General features: G+C 31.5%; 15 protein-coding genes. 8 read left to right on the top strand and 7 right to left on the bottom strand.

Annotated elements, in window-relative coordinates:
- Positions 1–1,582 precede the first annotated feature (1,582 nt).
- Both H561_RS0100265 and H561_RS23170 read right to left on the bottom strand, forming a co-directional pair.
- Positions 1,583–1,972, bottom strand: coding sequence for a hypothetical protein (locus H561_RS0100265; RefSeq protein ID WP_155845705.1), 390 nt, complete (start codon positions 1,970–1,972; stop codon positions 1,583–1,585).
- Positions 1,973–2,227: 255 nt separating this feature from the next.
- Positions 2,228–2,770, bottom strand: coding sequence for a hypothetical protein (locus H561_RS23170; RefSeq protein WP_155845704.1), 543 nt, complete (start codon positions 2,768–2,770; stop codon positions 2,228–2,230).
- A gap of 800 nt (positions 2,771–3,570) precedes the next feature.
- On the opposite strand from H561_RS23170, the gene H561_RS21835 reads away from it, so the two are divergent.
- The 8 genes from H561_RS21835 to H561_RS21830 all read left to right on the top strand — a co-directional run bounded on the left by H561_RS21835 (position 3,571) and on the right by H561_RS21830 (position 12,039).
- Complete coding sequence (locus tag H561_RS21835) at positions 3,571–3,918, top strand: helix-turn-helix domain-containing protein (RefSeq protein WP_034761010.1); 348 nt, start codon at positions 3,571–3,573, stop codon at positions 3,916–3,918.
- Between the two features lie 168 nt (positions 3,919–4,086).
- Positions 4,087–5,196, top strand: a complete 1,110-nt coding sequence (locus tag H561_RS0100245) for a cysteine desulfurase family protein (protein ID WP_027385169.1) — start codon at positions 4,087–4,089, stop codon at positions 5,194–5,196.
- Positions 5,190–7,445: a DEAD/DEAH box helicase family protein gene (locus H561_RS0100240; RefSeq protein WP_027385168.1), complete on the top strand. Its 2,256-nt coding sequence runs from the start codon at positions 5,190–5,192 to the stop codon at positions 7,443–7,445. Before H561_RS0100245 ends, H561_RS0100240 begins: the two co-directional genes overlap by 7 nt.
- A 1-nt stretch (position 7,446) precedes the next feature.
- Entirely contained in the window at positions 7,447–7,662 is a 216-nt protein-coding gene (locus H561_RS0100235) for a hypothetical protein (RefSeq protein WP_027385167.1), read from the top strand.
- 3 nt (positions 7,663–7,665) lie between these two features.
- Positions 7,666–9,792: a hypothetical protein gene (locus H561_RS0100230; RefSeq protein ID WP_027385166.1), complete on the top strand. Its 2,127-nt coding sequence runs from the start codon at positions 7,666–7,668 to the stop codon at positions 9,790–9,792.
- The gene (locus tag H561_RS0100225) at positions 9,792–10,250 is read left to right on the top strand and encodes a hypothetical protein (protein ID WP_027385165.1); all 459 of its coding nucleotides are present in this window, start codon (positions 9,792–9,794) and stop codon (positions 10,248–10,250) included. Before H561_RS0100230 ends, H561_RS0100225 begins: the two co-directional genes overlap by 1 nt.
- Before the next feature lie 2 nt (positions 10,251–10,252).
- Entirely contained in the window at positions 10,253–10,777 is a 525-nt protein-coding gene (locus H561_RS0100220) for a GIY-YIG nuclease family protein (RefSeq protein WP_027385164.1), read from the top strand.
- Positions 10,778–10,779: 2 nt separating this feature from the next.
- Positions 10,780–12,039, top strand: a complete 1,260-nt coding sequence (locus H561_RS21830; protein ID WP_051349260.1) for a DNA sulfur modification protein DndB — start codon at positions 10,780–10,782, stop codon at positions 12,037–12,039.
- Positions 12,040–12,062: 23 nt separating this feature from the next.
- Here the strand turns inward: H561_RS21830 and H561_RS0100210 are convergent, their stop codons facing one another.
- Genes H561_RS0100210 through H561_RS0100190 form a run of 5 tightly spaced genes read right to left on the bottom strand, consistent with a single transcriptional unit; the run spans position 12,063 to position 18,553 of the window.
- Positions 12,063–12,596: a 3'-5' exonuclease gene (locus H561_RS0100210; RefSeq protein WP_027385163.1), complete on the bottom strand. Its 534-nt coding sequence runs from the start codon at positions 12,594–12,596 to the stop codon at positions 12,063–12,065.
- Positions 12,593–13,348 (bottom strand): hypothetical protein, encoded by a 756-nt coding sequence (locus H561_RS0100205; protein WP_027385162.1) that lies wholly within the window; start codon positions 13,346–13,348, stop codon positions 12,593–12,595. Before H561_RS0100205 ends, H561_RS0100210 begins: the two co-directional genes overlap by 4 nt.
- Positions 13,349–13,358: 10 nt before the next feature.
- Positions 13,359–14,477: a phosphoadenosine phosphosulfate reductase family protein gene (locus H561_RS0100200; RefSeq protein WP_027385161.1), complete on the bottom strand. Its 1,119-nt coding sequence runs from the start codon at positions 14,475–14,477 to the stop codon at positions 13,359–13,361.
- A 4-nt stretch (positions 14,478–14,481) separates the two neighbouring features.
- On the bottom strand, positions 14,482–17,772 hold the full coding sequence (locus tag H561_RS0100195) for a hypothetical protein (RefSeq protein WP_034761006.1): 3,291 nt from the start codon (positions 17,770–17,772) through the stop codon (positions 14,482–14,484).
- Entirely contained in the window at positions 17,687–18,553 is an 867-nt protein-coding gene (locus H561_RS0100190; protein WP_027385159.1) for a DUF4007 family protein, read from the bottom strand. Before H561_RS0100190 ends, H561_RS0100195 begins: the two co-directional genes overlap by 86 nt.
- Positions 18,554–19,201 lie beyond the last annotated feature (648 nt).

Genomic DNA, 19,201 nt, shown 5'->3' with positions numbered 1-19,201 from the left:
TTCTTCCGCTAAAAATGAATCCTGTTCACTAAAAATTCTAAAACTTGTGCGAATTCATTTTTTGGGTGAATACATCACTATTGGTCTCGCACTTCGGACAGTAGAATTTTCTTAACGCTCACAGGCCTCATTTTCTTAACGCTCCAGACTCCTAGGTCGTTTTTACTTCCGGTCAGTATTGTCATTGGTTGTGGCCAGCAGTGGGAACGGTCGGCTTTGTAAAGGGGTCTTTTCATAAATTGGTATGGGTTTTTTAATTAAACTTTTTTAAATCATGCTCTTTCCCGGGTCGCCAGACTTTAGGAAAGGGCTTTTTTATTTTTATGTTGCTTCGTTCATTTTGCCTTGATACAAACGAACTAAAAAATCAGGACCTGGATTCTTCCGCTGAAATTGATAATCTTATATCTGATTCACTCAATCCTTCTTTTGCTTTCGTTATGTTTATTTTCATCCGTTCATTTTGTCTTGATACAAAACGAACCAAAAAATCAAGACTTAAAACTTTTTTACGCTACAAATTGAGCCCGCGCTGAAAAGTTTAAACTTGCGCGGATTGGCTATTGGTTTTTCAGTTCAATATTCTAGCCGCGCTTCGGACACAAAACTTTTTTTAGTGGCCCTTGCTTTTCAATTTGCTTAACGCTAAAAGTTTAAGGTCATGGGTGTTTTATCGATGAAAGTCATTACTATAATGGCAGGGATTTTTTCATAGATTGGTATGGGTTTTTAATTAAACTTTTTTAAATCATGCTCTTTCCCGGGTCGCCAAACTTTAGGGAAAGGGCTTTTTTATTTTTTATGTTGATTCGTTCATTTTGCCTTGATGCAAAACGAACCAAAAGATCAAGACCTGGATTCTTCCGCTAAAAATGAATCCTGTTCACTAAAAATTCTAAAACTTGTGCGAAATCATTTTTTTGGTGAATACATCGCTATTGGTCTCGCACTTCGGACACTAGAATTTTTTTAACGCTCACAGGCCTCATTTGCCTCTGATTGTTTATAATAATTAACGAATCGGCGAACCTCTCTGAGGTTTTCTTAACGCTCCAGACTCCTAGGTCGTTTTTATTTACGGTCGGTATTGTCATTGGTTGTGGTCAGCAGTGGGAACGGTAAGCTTTGTAAAGGGGTTTTTTCATAGATTGGTATGGGTTTTTAATTAAACTTTTTTAAATCATGCTCTTTCCCGGGTCGCCAAACTTTAGGGAAAGGGCTTTTTAATTTTTTATGTTGATTCGTTCATTTTGCCTTGATATAAAACGAACCAAAAGATAAAGACCTGGATTCTTCCGCTGAAATTGATAATCTTATATCTGATTCACTCAATCCTTCTTTTGCTTCTATTTTATTTATTTTCTATCCGTTCATTTTGCCTTGATGCAAAACGAACCAAAAAATCAAGACTTAAAACTTTTTTACGCTACAAATTGAGCCCGCGCTGAAAAGTTTAAACTTGCGCGGATTGACTATTGGTTTTTCAGTTGAATATTCTAGCCGCGCTTCGAACACAAAACTTTTTTAGTGGCCCCTGCTTTTCAATTTGCTTAACGCTAAAAGTTTAAGGTCATGGGTATCTTTACTGATGAAAACCATTACTATAACTGCAGGGTTCTTTTATCATTTTAAATGGGATTTTTATTAAACTTTTTAAGCCATGCTCTTCCCTGGGGTCGCCGGATTTTTGGGGAAGGGCTTTTTGTATGTTCCGGTGGTTCTGTCCGGTAACGGTAAACGTTACGGTAATAGGTCGCGGGGGATGATGGGCGGGCGGGCCGGTGGGGGCACCGGGTGGCACCGTTCCCATGAGGGCAACGGGCGGAAAGGCTGTTGGGACGGGGGGTGTTCTCATATCTATGGTTATTGTCTGCCGGGTATCGTCTCCTACCCTACGTCCGGTCCCGGTTCCTGTAAACCCGGTTCCGGCCACTGGCGTAAGCATCCTGATGCTCCGGCGGTTGAAAGACAAAAATACAAATTTATCTGTACTCACCAATAATTCATTGCTAATATTTCAATATTTTATTGCTTTTTTATAGGTGGAGCAACCCATATCCTTCTGAAACAACACGCCGTAAAACATGCCCCATACCGCCATGGAAAGGGAATCTTTCCTATGGTAGCGGAACGGTACAACGCGAATCAGACCGGCAGACCTGCCACCGCTCCGGCAATGCCCGATCCATCCCACTTACCTGCCTGTTCTATAATAACCCACATCCCTTTACGGTCCGGTGGCCGGGCCTGCCGGAGCCCTTCCTTCCAGCATCAGCCACGCCGCATCCAGCATTTTGACCAGGTGGAGGTACGGGCCGATGATATCACGCTCCGGTACATGGTTAAAGGTCCCGAGCGAGAAATACACCACGTCCGACAGGAACTCTTCGAACTCCTCAAGGCGGTACTCCTTAAAAGCGTTGCGGAAGACCCGCCCCGGGTCCCGGTATTCTTCCTCCGACAGTGAGCCCTGCACCAGCGGGCTGCCGGGTTCCGGAAGTACATCGACCGCCCATTTCCCGGGTTTCTTTCGGAGGCACCATCCTGCCCGGAGAAACGACCGCAGCGATTGGTGGAAGTGAAAGACCACCGAAGGGTCTTCCCCGATCCGGGTTTTCCCCTGGACCGCGTACTGCATGATCCGGTTGAGCCGCTCCTTCGCCGTCACCGGGTCATGGAACCGGAAAAATACCTCCATCAGCGGGAGGGGCGAATGCTTCTTCCGGCCGGACCAAAACCGGGATTCCAGGTCTATTTTGTTCTTTTTCATAGGTTCTGTTTTTTGATTAATGGTGTTCCTAACTAGGCAGAAAACTTCCTGAATTGTCACCATAGTAGATGTAAGCAAAATTAATTTCCAAGCCTCAATAGGTTATACCCTATTGTATCGTGTCTTTATGACATAATATCAACTGAATTTAAAAACAGCTCTAACCATCTGCATTATGCAGACCGTTCACTTTTTTTAAATTCCTTTCGTGCTGAAAAATAATTTGGAAAATTGAAAGAAAGCCAGTACTTTTAAGGAGTGAGTTTAATGTGTACTTTGTCTTTCCCTTACTCTTAAAGGAATTTCGGAGTGTGGCGGCTATTAGTGAGGCTATACCTCGACTTCCTGCATTTTGTGGGCCGTTTTGGTATAGAGCTGTAAAGTTTTCATCTGCATGTCTCTGGCTATTACGGTGGGAAACGTGGCAGAATGGTTGAAAATGTCGTTCTCATCATATATGTTTTTATTATATGGAACGATGCTTTTGAAGTATGAGAAGGTGATATGCAAAATAGCATGGAGCGGTCTCACACTCTAGAACCAGGGACGACCAAGACCCATGCATTAAAAATAATGCTTCACCTAAAGTGTACGTGAGAACCGCCCACATGCCGTATGCAAAAGTAAGAAACTTTTCGACATGGAGCGATTTCACGATAATCTCGGTGAATATTGGTCGTATTTGGTTCGAGATACATCGTTTCAATTATGCCTATATCAGGCTAATTATTGATTCGCTTTTACAAATATAAGAATATATTTTAATACACCAATATATAGGTGTGATATTTTGAAGAAATATGAACAAAACTTTCGTGTTTGAAACAACTCAATTTGATTATGATCTGATGAATCATATTAAGAAGTTAAGAGTGAAAAAAGGATTATCTCAAGAAAAATTAAGTTTAAAAATGGGTTTAACAAAAAGCTTTGTTGGTAATGTTGAGAATATAAAAGAAAATCATAAATACTCCACTCGCCATATTTCATTGTTAGCCAAGGCTTTTGGTTATAAAAATGTTTCTGAGCTGATGAATTTCCCTACTCCAGAATATGATCGGATAAAGGTTACAGTGAAGCAGATTTATAATGAAAGTGGGACAAAGATTATGGATAGCGTGGTTGTTAATATTGAGCCTGTTTTGTAAACTTTTTCTTTAGAAAAAAAAATTCGAATATTCCCAATATATTTAAATTATAAGACAAGGATAACTTAGATCAGAATAGAATATAGAGCAACTAACAAATTTGAGGATTCCCGTATTTTTTCTATCTCCCATTGATTATCTTTATATATTAATATTATTTAACTTCAAATGATTTACTTAGATAATGCTTCAACGACAATTGTCGACCCATCTGTTTTTAAAGAGATGGTACCCTATTTTACAATGATGTATCATAACGCTTCAAGCAATTATTTAAACGCAAAAACCGTCAAATTAAAGATTGAAGAAAGCAGGAGCAGTTGTGCACAATTAATTAATTGTGCTCCTGACGAAATAATATTTACTTCAGGAGCAACAGAGTCTATAAATATGGCACTTAAAGGTTATATGGAAGAGAATTTCGATAAAGGTAATCATATAATAACTTGCAAAACCGAACACAAAGCTGTCCTAAAAACTTGTGAATATCTAGAAACAAAGGGTATTGATGTGACTTATCTAGATGTTAGTATTGACGGTACTATTGATATTGCTGACTTAGAAGCCTCAATTACTTCTGATACCGCATTGATTTCTTTAATGTTAGTTAATAATGAGACAGGTGTAATTCATAATCTTAAAAAGATCTCTGAAATATCTCAAAAACATAATATTAAAGTCTTTTGTGACGCAACCCAGGCCATTGGAAAAATAAATGTGGATGTAGAGGAACTAGGAATAGACATGTTAAGTATGAGTGCTCATAAAATCAACGGACCAAAAGGAATTGGTTTTTTGTACTGCAAAAAAAATATTAAAATAACACCTCTATTACACGGAGGCTCTCAAGAGAATAATATGAGAGGAGGTACCTACAATACACCTCTAATTGTTGGTCTTGGAAAAGCATGTGATTTAGCATATTCTAATTTGGAAATAAATCAAAAACATTCAAAGGAATTATTTGAAATTATAATTGAAAAATTAGCTATTCTGAAAAATATAAAAATTATAGCTTTAAATTCTAACAGGGTATTTAATATTATTAATATCAGGATTACAGGTTTAGACGCATCCTTTTTTGTTGAATCCAATAAAGAAATTAGTGTTAGTAATGGATCGGCATGTACATCTAGAATTGTACAGGGGTCTCATGTTTTAAAAGCTATGGGCTTTTCTGATAGTGAGGCAAACGAATGTATTAGAATATCTTTCGATAAAAATACGACAAGAGAAGAATTAAATATTTTATTTCAACAATTAAAAAATGTATGCTAAAAGATTTACAACTTCCTAAATCATTATCATATTCTTCTGGCGATGAATACGATCCAATGAAGTTTCATTTGGAATGCTTAATGAACTCGAATAAGTTAGATTTACTATTAGGATATTTTAGTTCAAGTGCAATAAATCTACTTTCTGTTGGTTTTGCTTCTTTTATTCATCGTGGTGGAAAAATTTGGCTTGCTATAAATAATATACTTTCAGAAAAAGACAAAGAAGCAATAGAAAAAGGAATAAACAGCAATGTTGTTAGTGATTTGATTGACATTAATAATCTTTCCCAAATTTATAATCTCCTTTCTGAATATAACAAACATTTTTTTGAATGTCTTGCTTGGTTGATTGCTTATGATAAAATAGAGTTTGTAGTAATTACACCCAAAAGAGGAAAAGGTATTGCACACTATAAGGAGGGTATATATTACGATAATGAAAACGCTATTGCCTTCTCAGGTTCTCCCAACTTTACCGCTTATGGACTTACTGAAAATTTAGAGACTATTGACTGTTTTCCGAATTGGATTAATGGTAATTCAGATAAAGTTGAAGATAAAATCAGTAGAATAAGTAATATAATTGAATACAGAGACGAAGACAAAATTACCTATCTAAATATCGATAACATAAAAACTGAAATTTCACAGAAATTTGGAAATAAAGAGATAGATGAGCTTTTAATCGAAGAAAAGAAACTATTTGAGAAACAAAATAGCTATTTTGAAAAACCTTATTTTGAAGATGCATTAAATTATCTAAATGAACAAATAGATATTTTAGCATTTACTCCAAAATTTCCGTACGGAGGAGCTCCTCATAAATATCAAGTTGAGGCATACGATTCTTGGTTGGATAATAATAGACGGGGATTGTTTGCAATGGCTACAGGAACTGGTAAAACTATTACTTCCCTTAACTGTATACTAAATGATTACAATATTTTTAAGTACTATAAATTTATTGTTTTAGTTCCAACAACTGCTTTAGTAAAACAGTGGCAAGACGAAGTAAACGTAAAGTTTAATTTTCAAAATACCTATGTATGCTGTAGCCTGAATTCATCTTGGAGAGAAGAGTTAAACGAGTTAGGAAAAAATATAGTATTCGGAAGAGAAGCAAACTATGGCATTATTACTACATATGCTACTTTCAAGGGCAAAAACTTTCAAGGAATTTTCAGAGATCTTTTTCAAACAGAATTTAATAAAATTACCATAATTGCAGATGAAGCACACACTTTAGGTTCGTCTGGTTTTCTCAAAGTATTACCTACTTATATAGATAAAAGAATAGGTCTATCAGCAACGCCAGAGCGCCAATTTGATGATGATGGTAATGCAAAGCTGATAGAGTTTTTTGACACTACCGCAGAAGGTTACACATATGTATACAATATGAAAACCGCAATAGAAAATAATGTTTTATGTAGATATTATTATCATCCAATTATTGTTAATTTGGAACAGGAAGAACAGGAAGAATATTTAAAAATAACAAATGAGCTTGCAAAGCACTTTGATCAGGAAGCGGGAAGATATAAAGAATCTGACTACGTTAATATGCTTTTAATCAAAAGAAAAAATGTAATTCATAAGGCAAATCGCAAGGTTACAGCAATAATAAATATCGTTGCAGAAATCGGAGCAAAAAATTTTAAAAAAGCATTTATTTATGTTCCTGAAGGAATAACTGTCGATTATACTGAGAATGATAATTTTGATGCAACTCAAGCAAATGAAAATGAGAAATTAATCGATATCTACTTAAATAAATTGTTTAATAATTATTCATTACGGATGGCAAAATTCACCGGTGAAACAAGGAATAGGGACCAAATTCTTGAGCAATTTAAAGATGGAAAACTAGATGCTTTATTAGCAATGAAGTGTCTTGATGAGGGCGTTGATGTACCTCAGACAAAATATGCTATTTTTTGTTCTTCTACTGGTAATCCAAGACAATATGTACAGCGTAGAGGAAGGGTTTTAAGAAAACACAAGGAAAAGGATTTTGCAATTATTTATGACTTAATTGTTAAACCTACTATTAACCATACTGATACAAATGGAAAATTATCATCTATTGAAAAAAATATATTTCTTTCAGAACTTCGCAGATTAGTAAATTTTGCAGTTCTAAGCGAAAATAAAGATAATTGTCTAGCAGAATTGGAAACATTGTGCTATGATTTAGATATTGATATATATGATTTAGCAAACAAGGAACTAGATAACTATAAATAACATGAAAACACTTAACGATTCATTACGAGATGAATTTTTGGAAATACTAAATAATAATTTCCAAAGTAAAATTGAAGAAGACTCATTAGATATTGAAATTTTAAAGAAGGCTTTTGATGTTCTACTTCAATTTAAACTTGATTCAGATTTAACAGATAAAGGTCGTGGAGAGTTTGAAAACTTTCTTATTAACTACCTCAAAACAATTAAAAATTAAAACATGATTATCAATAAAGTACAAATTGAAAACTTCTTTTGTTACGTAGATAAAAATGAGTTTCTCTTTGAGGAGGGTTTAAATATTGTATCTGCTAAAAACTCTGGTGGTAAGTCTCATCTATTCAATGCATTTCATTGGACTTTTTTTAACAATATATATGTTGATAAAGAGGATGACACATCAAAAAAAGAATGGAAAAATGCCAACAAAGTTGTCACATTGCCGGATAGCATAATTGCAAATTCGGATGATGGTAGTGTTTTAAAAACATCTGTTATGATAACACTTACCGCAGAGTATCATGACAATAATGAAATAAAAGATGATTTAGTTGAGTATCATTTTGAAAAAGAAATGATATATCGTAAATCAGGAAATGATATAATTCATACTGGATATCCCGAATTACAAATATGGTATGTAAAGGATGGTGAGACAAAATATTTAAACAAGGGGGAATTTATATGGTTTTTGGATAAGCTCTTTCCTGTAAGCCTAAGGAAATTTATGTGGTTTCAAGGAGAAACTGTTGATGAATTATATGATTTTGGGAAACCTGCTACATTAAAGAATGCGATAAACGAAATATCTTACTTTCCAATTTACGAAAATCTTGTTGCTATAACTAAAGCCTCTGAAACAAGTATTAGTAAAAAGATCGATAACGAATTGAAGAAAGTCAAGAAGTTTTCTGCCGAACAAGAAAAAATTATTGCAGACATTGACTATTCAAAGAACAGAATCTCTGGAATGGATGGGAAAATTATTGATGCAACAAATGAAATTCATAATCTTGAAGATAGTATACTTAAAGAGGAAGACAAGCTAAAGGGCTTTGATAAATATTCGGAATTGAAAACAAAACTAAACAAGTTTGAATATGAAATTAAAAGCACTAACGATAAAATAGATTTCCTTTCTGCACAAGGAAAAGAAAAATTCATTTCAAAATGGATGCTTAATAAATGTGATGAATTAATTAAAGCATCCTCTAAAAATCTAAATCTACTTAGCAAAGAAGTTAAAGACTTTCAAAAATCAGATAACCCAGTTCCTATCACCTTACCTGGTCCTGAATACGTTCAAAAAATGTTAGAAGATCACATGTGTTATATATGTGAACGTCCGGTTGAAGATGATAGTGCGGCATATAAAGCTCTTCAATCACGAATGGAAGATTTTAGGAATAATCAGATTCAGAAAATGATGGCCGACAATTTAACAGAATTAAATAGGTTTAAAAGAAACTTATTATCTGAGTTGCCAGAAATTTCTGAAGAAGTCAATAAGAATGATGAAGAAATCCAAAAGCTTATATTAAGTAGAAGAAAGAGCATTACTCAACGTGACAATTTGTTTTCAGATTCCGGTATTGAAAAAGCATCAGAGATTACTATTGGTTCTACAAATGCTGAGCAGATACTGAGTAAAATTAAGAGTCTTAATAATAGTAAATCGAGCGCTGAGAGAAGATTGAATGGCTATGAAAATGACAAGAATAATGAAGAACAAAATTTACAGAACCTACTTGATAAAAAAGCTAAAATAATTCAGATAGATGATGATTTTGAAATAACTGAGCTTAAAGCTAAAAAGTACATTGATGTAATCAACAAGGCTTTAATAGGGCTAAAAAGTCAAGCTTATGAAACCTTAATTAATGAAATCGTGACTGAAAGTAATATTCTTTATTCTAAATATTTAGGAGGTAAAACACAAGGTGAAATTGAAATTGACAAGGGAGTTAAGATTGTTGATAAACTTACGAAAAGACAACTATCAAATCTTAATACAGCAGAGTTGACTGCTCAGAAATTAGCAGTAACTAATGCATTTTTATCATTAAGTGAAAAAAAGATGAATAGATCATTCCCTTTGTTAGCAGATGCACCTACTTCTCAATTTGATGATGATAATACTCTTTTCCTTACTGAGAATTTATCCGGATCATTTAATCAGATAATCATCATGTCAAAAGACTACAATAAACTAAAAGGTAATGAACGTCTTGATTTTATTACGAGAGCAAACATCAGCAGATATTATGAGCTAACAAATGATTTAATTGATAAAGATGGTGTCGAATCAAGAACTAATAAAAAAACTTACCTTAAAATGATTAAGTAATGGAGAAGTTATTTATAGAAATTAATAAACGTGACGTTCACTACGGATCTAACGTAGAACAAATTAGAGATATGTTTGCTAGAAAACAAGAATCAATCGTGAAAAAAGACGATAAATTTTTCTCTAAGTATTGGCAGGTGTACGCTTGGTCTGCAATAATTGGATTCATTAACAATAAGCGTGAGATTGGAACTGATTTACCTAATAAATCTTCATTTCAGTATCAAATGATCACTAATGGGTCTGAATCGATAGCTCACGCATTACTCCTCATGGCAATTGGAAAAATAGATGCAAAAGAATCGAGTGATTTTTTAAATTCTAGAAAATTGCTAACAACTATTAGTGAATTTGCAGAAGGTGGAGCTAAGCACATCTTAGAAATCAGACAAACTCCTGGATGGGAACGTAAGTTTGATAGTCCTGATGATTATTTAATTGAAATTGTGAGACGATAATTATGTTAGATTCAGCATTTGATTTAGGAGAGCATTTAGAATTACGTAAATTATCATATAATTTATCAAACTTCTTATGGAGCAAATGGGATATTAACGAATTTGATCTAAGCTTTGGCAATTGGCAAAAGACTAAATATCTGAATGATACAAACGATGGTTTAAATAGTAATATAAGTACAATCCCTTCAGATCATGGTGGTTTATATTTATTTTATTTAAACTGTAAGACAATCATTGGTATAACTGAAATGCCTCTATATATTGGTAGAGCACAATTTTCTGAGCATCAAAATTTAAGAAAAAGAGTTAAAGAATATTTTTTTAAATATTCAAAGAATAATGAACGTCCAAAAATAACAAAAATGTTCAAATATTGGTCTGCTGACCTATATCTAGCATATTATGTTTTAAATCAAAATGAAGATGTAGTAAGCATTGAAAAAAAACTAATTAATTCTCTGTTATTACCAATGAATGATGAAATACCTGATCAAGAGACTAGACAAGCAATAAAAGCTTTTTAATTATGAAAATACCCGCTATTAGAGGATTTGTAGGCGATTGGGTTTATTACACAACAAATTTGACATTTGAGCAAATAAGCAATAATGTCTCAAGAATTGATAATGAACTTCATAAAGCAAAATCTTTAAACGAATTAATTCAAAGAAGTATTACGAACAATTATAAAGGAATTCGGGACTATATACTTAACCAGCCTGAAGTTTTTTTTAATGCTTTAGTACTAGCCGCTTACGATTCTTATCCAGATTGGATTGAGGTAGAGCTAAAATATGATAATGAAGAAACTTTTAAAGTTGGATTATTAGATTTTCCCGATAAGCATAAGATTTTTCCGATAGACGGACAACATCGTGTAGAAGGTATTAAAGCAGCCTTATTGGAAAATCCGGAATTGAAAAACATGCAAATTCCAGCTATTTTTGTAGGACACAAAAATGATGAAGCTGGACTAAAGCGAACTCGCAGACTTTTTTCTACGTTAAACAGATATGCAAAACCTGTGACAATGGATGATATTATTGCATTGGATGAAGATGATTCAATTGCTATTATAACTCGTGATTTAATTGAAACTCACATTCTGTTTGCTGGAGATCGTATAAGTAAAACACATAATAAAGCAATTCCAACTGAAGACAAACAAGCTTTCACATCAATTATAACTCTCTACGAATGCAATAGAGAACTTCTTAGATTTTTCAGGGCGGAACAAAAAAGCACTAATCCAAATCCCGAGAAAGATAATGTTAAATTTCAAGATTACCTGAAGTATAGACCTTCTGACGAAGAATTAGAATCGTTTAGAACATTCTCTTTCGACTTCTGGAATGCCCTAGTAGATAACTATAGTATTGTGTCAGATTTTGTAAGAAAAGAAATCTCCGATGATCAATCAGCAATACAATATAGGAACTCCGATAATGGAGGTAATTTATTGTTTAGACCGATTGGCTTATTACCTTTTGTTAAAGCAGTTTATCGAATAAAGCAAACATCACAAAAATCTATTCCACAAATAATAAAAGATTTCGAAAGTCAGAATCTAATTTTAAACGTTATACCTTGGAAAAATCTTATTTGGGACGGCATTAGTAAAACAATGATTATGGCTAATAAAACAATTATAGAATTAGTTTTATTATTTAAATATGATAGTGCTTTACTAAAGGATAGTGAAATTCAAAAAATTAAGAATAAATACATAACTATCCTTAATCTTGAAGGAGAGGAAATTGAAAAAGTGCTAGATTATATTATTTAAATTAAGCTGCCCTATTGGGCAGCTTAATTTTTGTATAAATACTTATATAGTTCAAGTAGATGTTTAGAATCTTCTAATGCTGTGTGCTTTTTTGACCTTTTAATATTAAGTATGTTCAAGTTATTATCTAAGGAGTTACTACCAATTGAAACCTTATTCATGTCATTATAGTATTTCATAATCGACTGTAAATCTAAATGGCGATAGTTGATTTTATTAAAGTCTTTCATTCTGCTGTTTCTATGGCACATTCTTCTAAAAAAAGTTACATCAAAGGAGATATTCCAACTACAAAAACAATAATCTGTTCCAAAATTATTGAAGAAAAGATCAACAACATCTTTTTCTAAAGGTTGTTGTTTTAATTGCTCGGAACTTTCTATTCCATGCGTTTTAATAGCGCTAGCTTTAAATTTTCTTTTGAAATCAGGATTAATATACGAATGGTATTCATTCACAATTTGTAAATTTTCATTTACTAATATTGCACCAATTTCGATTGCTCTATCCTTAAATACATCTATTCCAGTTGTCTCAAAATCAATAAAACAAATCATAAAATCTCTTTTTCAAGTTCCCCAGTATTTATCATTTCATCAATTTCTTTAATTATTGAATTATAAAAATTTGACTGATCTTGTGTTTTCTCGTATAATATTACTGGATGCTTTGTAAGCTTCGACGCACTTATTTTCGATGGTACATAATACAATTTATCATCAAATCTGTAAAATGAATATGATATGGGAGCATCTTTAATTTTATATATTTCAAAATCAGCGCGATTATTAGAATCTATTCCATTATAAATTTGCTTTAACAAAACTTCTGTATTCAAGATTAAACTTTTTATACCGTCCCTATTATACTTTACATTATCACTTCCCCATTGATTTCCATAACTATCTATAAAATTATTATGCTGAGAATAAATAAAAATTCGACATTTGGCACTTTTATTTGATAGAAATTTTTTAAGAGTTAGTTCATTTGTTCCAAAAAAAGATGAACCAAACATTAAAAATATTTCGACACTTCTACTCTTACTTAAGTCATTTTTTATGTCACTATGTGCAGCTTCAAAATCGCTGTACACCTTTTTTATTCCACATTTTTCGTAGAACTGAAAACTCTTGTGCAACTCATTTTGATAGATAATTGATATAATAATACTAGCAATTACAGACCCTAAAACAGATGTTATTACAGTTATGAGAAGGTTATTGGGAATCCATATATTTATTAAAACAAATAGGACAATCGAAATAAATGCAAATAGAAAAATTTTTAAATATGATATTCTTAACATAAATTTTCAATTATATAAAACAACTAGCACAACCCTCACCTTCAGCTTGCAAGATCTGATCTTGCCATGACAAACTAGCCTTATCATTTTTACGGTGCGTTTTTAAATAGTGATCTTTCTTTATCGCGTTAACACGCTCCGGAAGCTTTAAATCCTCAAGATTTTCTTCCATCCATGAATAACCTTCCTTTTCATAAGAAATAGCTTCTTCAAATAATGTGGGATGCTGCTCTAATAACCAGACCCATTCAATTTTTTGCTGATAAAAACAAAAAAAACATCCAGATCTACTACGAGCATAAGTTCCTGTTTTTATCTCTCCGTCAATCTCTACATTATATTCGATAGGCTTATAATATCCTGGAATACCTACTCCTGAATCTTCTAATATTTGAAAGATATCATCAATAACTAGATTTTCATCATTATCAATTAATGAAAATGAATCTAATTTTCCTACGGGATAATCTGTTCCTTTCAACCATTCAAAAACCACACGGTTAAAAAGCTTAACATTAGTGTCTAAAAGAGCATTTAACTTTTGTTTCTGTGTAAAACGCATTGAAATTGGCTGTTCAACATAGCTTATTATTAAATCGACATTATCAGGTTGCAATAACTTATAATGCTCCGTTATATAAGAAATATTAGAGTTATTTAAAAATTTTTTAATTACATCTTCACTCCAAATATTTTTACGGAAGGGAAATATCGTTTGTATGTTTTCTCTTTTAGAAATATATCCGTCTCTGTTCTCGTCCCCTCTGATTCCTACATAGGATATAGTTGGTTCGTTTCCTATATGCTGTTCAAAGGGCTCTAACTTCATTTTGTTTGTACACCATCTTGCTGTTGCTGAAGGAAGGTATCCCCCATAGATTGCTAGGAAATGATCAAAGGGATTTCTCATTGGTGAATTTGCTTCATCAATTGATTTATATAGACTTATTTCTTTACCTAAGACTGAATTCAGCTTGCTTATTAAATCGTAAGTCTCTTTTAATTCCTTTCCAGTATCACATGTATAATAATCAACATCTATTTCGGGATGCTTCTGGCTCATATATATAGCAAGTGCTGCACTATCTTTGCCGCCTGAAATACCTAATACGTGTTTAACTTCCGACATTTTTTTATTTGTTTGTTAGTTCTTCATTTAATAATTGAAATAACAATTGCTTACGTTGTTTTTCACCCAAGCATCCTATGATATTTAAAACTTCTGTTCTCTGACTAGCAATTTCATTCTCGAAGTCTTCATCTAAAATAAGCTTATTTTCCAACTGATTACCATCTACATTTAAAAATGTTAAAGAAATCATCTTTCTATTTCGTTCAGACCTAAATTCGTGCAAAGTCGAAACTTCAAAAAGCCTTCTTGAATAACTAGATACGTTATTCATTAAAATAATTTCCTCACTATCTAACATCTTATCAATGGGTTTTCCCAATGCTATATCTGCAACTGATTTTAACCACGACTCTCGATCGTCAATATGAGAAACAAGTCTTCTATAAAACACTCCGTTTTCTCTAGCCAATAATTCAGGCTTTATGGAACTTAAACGTTCTGCCAATTCAATTTTATATTTTTTAAATTCAAAATTCTCGCATTCTAGATTGTTTAAAATCTGTTCTTCAATCCTATTTAGCAGTTGATCATAAGCTGTTCGAATCTCTCTAATAGCATCTTTAATGTGAAAAATATAAGTATTGAAATCGTCTTCATTATCTTCAAAATTTATATTGCTAAATCCTAAGGCTTCAGGAAATAGATTAAATAAGGCATCTTCTGGATCTTTTGCATTATGAATAGCCTCTCTAAAATTAATGGATTTAGCACTAATTGATTTAGTTTTTTTACTATAATCGTTAAGTGAATTATAAAACCGAAGAAAATTTCCGTAAACAGTAAGGAATGATGATTTGGCACCACTCGACTCATTTTGGGATTGGACCAATTCTTTGTAACTTTCTAATAAGTTAAGTTTTAATCCTTCTACTTTATAGCTTTTTAAAGAATATAAGGCTGGATTTTTATAAACTAAATCTAATACACCTTCATCGATATAAGGTATAAAACCATTTTGATCATGAAATAATGCATAATCTTCTTTCTTTATAATTAAATATGAGAGAATCCACAAATCAAGAATTCCTTTTTTTAATTTATATGGTGCTTCACTTAAAATATTGAAAAGCTCACCAAGATTTCTTCTAGAGGATGCTGAGCTATTCAAAAATGATTCACATTCTTCCCATAGAGACATCCAAGATTCATCCTGTGGTGCTCTGAATTGAAAATATCCTAGTTCTTCATTTTTGTAATGAATTCCTTTATCTTCAAATAATGAAACATATATTGATTTTTCTGGTGGAAATTTATCCTCCTCAAATCCAATACCTTCTTCAGAACTATAATTTAACATTTGAAGAAGCAACTTCTTACGAGCAGTCGAAATTTGAGAACTTATAAACTCTCTATTGATAAGTTCATTTTTATAAGTAGGCTCCTTAAAATATATATATTCACAAACCTTTGAAAGTTCTATATTTAATTCTTTTTTACTCTGTATATTAATATCTTTTCCATCAAAAATCCATTGATTATCATTCTCTATAATAAATAAATCAGTTAAGATTATCTGTTCTAATTGCTTAGTATAATAGTCTATTTCTTTAATGAGGATTTTCTTAGCTATAATATCTTCTTCCCGGGACTTTAATATATAGTTTAATTTATGAATATTGAAAATGGTCTCATGAATATTTTTAGTATTTTTATATAATACAAACAAATTTGCACCCGAACCTTTTGATATACTTTTTATTTTTGTTGATGTTAAATTTTCGTCAAAAATTAAATTAATATAGCCATCAATTGAACCTTTAGGTAATATAACACTATCGATATTTTCTAAAATTCTAAACTCAAAATATCGAGGAGTTCCTTTTTCATAGGAATATCTTTTTGCAGATAAAATTGGAAATTTTAGTAAGGATTTAATCTCTTCTTCAATTTTGAAATCTAAATTTATTTCTTTAGAGACATTCGCCAATTCCTGATCAATGTCCAAATCTGTTCCTTCAAGAAAATTAAGTTTTTTACTATGTCTGTAAAATCGAATAATACCAGAACTTATAAGCTGATCTACAATATTAGAAACTTTTTTCGTGGAATAATGGTATACTAATCCTAAATATTCACTCAATGTTTTTTGATCTAAGAGTGAATCAGTTTTAGCAAAAATATTAATTAAACAAATACATTTTATGATTTGATTTGCAATTGTATAATCAACTTTATTTTCGAATATTAATTCAGCTCTATCAAATGCTCTAAAAGCTATTTGCCATTGAACACGATGGGGATTTCTGTAATTATTTATTTCACTGGATAAGTTTCTTACTATGTAATCAAACACTTTATCAACAGAATAATTATACTCTTCTTTTAGTCCATTATTTTCTAAGTCAGTTAAAAAAGTGAATAAAGATCTTTCGTTCTGCCCATATCGTTGAAAACTATTAACCAGAATATTTATAGATATCCAATCCAATGGATATATGGATTTAACCAAGTCATTATACGACTCATTATTAACATTGAAAAACTCCGTAGTAGCAATAAAATCATTAAGTTTCTCAAACTCTTGCTTATCACTTTTAGGCGGATAAAAATTTTCAAGTGTTTTACTAGCGAAAAAAATAAGTTGCTCAATGGGTTCATTAAATAATAATTCTTTAAATCTACCTTTGACTTTTTCCCATTCACGTTTTTCTAAGTTACTCAAATTATTACTATACTCAGAAAAATCCTGATGAAGTGTAATTATGAAATTCACATTTTTATGCTCATCATTTGCCCATTCGGAAATTTGCTGAATTAAATAAAGATCATCTGAATTACCTGTTTTATTAATGTATTCCAGGAATTTACCAAATTCATCTACTATTATTACTAAATCTTTACCTTTACTTTCTAAAATTTTATACTTTGAATTTAGATTATCTAGAATGGAACTATGTTCAGTATTTTCACATTTTAGTACATTAGCGAAGGCTTTACTAATTGAAGTATTTTCACCAATGATTTTTAAAAATTCATACCCTTTCTTATTATCTATTTCAGATACAAAGTATGGTATCTTTTCCTTTAAATTTTTCTCAGAAGCCCATAAAAATGTTGATTTTCCCGTACCATAGTTACCTATTATAGTGTAAGATTTAACTGCTTTATTCTTATTACTAAAAATACTAGTGAATATTTCCACAGTATTTTTGGTTACTATATAATTCAGAGTCTTATTTTCATCTCTAATAATATTGGTCGAAATGTTATTGTACTGCATAGTGTTGCTCAAGAATATTTGCTCTTTCTTGTTTAGTATTATTTTTAATCTGAACGTTTGCTGTTCCTCCATCTTCATTATATACAAAATTTACAGATGTTTCTCTAAGCTTGTGGATCTGTTCTTCTAAACTGTCATTTGTAAGACAGAAATAGTTACCAACCGTTTCTTGTAAGACTTTATAACTCAAATTACTTTTATTCAATTTATAAGCGATCTCCAAAATCAAAAACGCAAAAATATACGGAGGTATCTGTCTATCTGTTTTATTTATCTTAAAGACATCTTTTTCCGGAGACTCGATTAAATTAAGTTCAAGGAGAGGAGAATTAAAGTCATCTTCTAGTGTTCGGTTTTCTTTTGACAAAGACACATAAGACCTTATAAATACTTTAAAATCTGTAGATAATGTATTCGGACTAATTGTTTTAAAATCATTTTCTTCTATCAGTTTTTTTAAGAAGTTTAAAACTCGTTCCTCTGTAAACTCATAGGATACTTTATCTTTAAAATATTCCGTAAATAAAATGTTAAATATACTAGCATACTTTGTTTGACATAGATAATACTGTAGTAGCCAGAGAGTTCCTTCATCTTCTAAATAAGGATCATATCCTTGCCTACCTAATAATAAATTTCCTATTTCTGTTATATTATGAGAAGACGTGATATGAAAAGATTCTAACCAATACTTGACCGATGAAACCATATTTTTTCCAACACCTAAGAATTTTATTGCTTTAGATGTGTTATTAAATGCTAAATTCTCATGTTCTTCTATTAGCCTAATTCCTTTTAATAACCACTGTTGTTTGCAGTGAAAAGTATCATGTCCGGAAAATCTTAAGTTCATTTATGATAAAATATTATTATATTAGTAAATGGAGAAACTTCTCCATTGATTATAAACTGCTAAGATATTAAAAATAATGGATGAATTTCTCCATTTAACTTTCTTATTTTAATTCCAATTATAGTGTTATTTAGCTTAAATAATTATATTCCTTTTATAGTTAATTAATATAAAACAGCTTTGCATATTCTAACATATTATATTTATTTTTTTGTAACACTATGTAAAATTTTAAAAAAACATAATAATATATTGATTATCAATATATTATTATACTTTTCGAGTTAGTAATTTCCTTAAAATAACTCATTATAAATTATTCATCTCTAAAGATTCTTTCTATTTTAGTAAAATTCAAACTTAATTTCCATTCCAAGGTATTAATCTATTTTCTCTTTTCTTTTTTCTAAGAATAAAACTACATTTCACTTAAAAATGTTACTTTTTAGAATTCTCTAAAAATTCTACAATAATGCTTTTGATATTACCTCCATTTATTTGCATTCGTTGTTTTGAGTTTTTATTAATCATTTTTTCCAAAGCTATTACAGTAATACGACAAAACGTGTCGTGTTTTATTCTTTTAGTTTCCGTACTTATAAAGAGGACTTGAAAATTGCTATCCAGAAAGAACTCATTGTTCTGGAA

Origin of the sequence: Chryseobacterium gregarium DSM 19109, from assembly GCF_000430845.1 — a bacterium.
In the GTDB taxonomy this organism is placed as follows: Bacteria; Bacteroidota; Bacteroidia; order Flavobacteriales; family Weeksellaceae; genus Chryseobacterium; species Chryseobacterium gregarium.
Note: the sequence above shows the minus strand (reverse complement) of the source record. Positions and strands in the feature narration are given on the sequence as shown.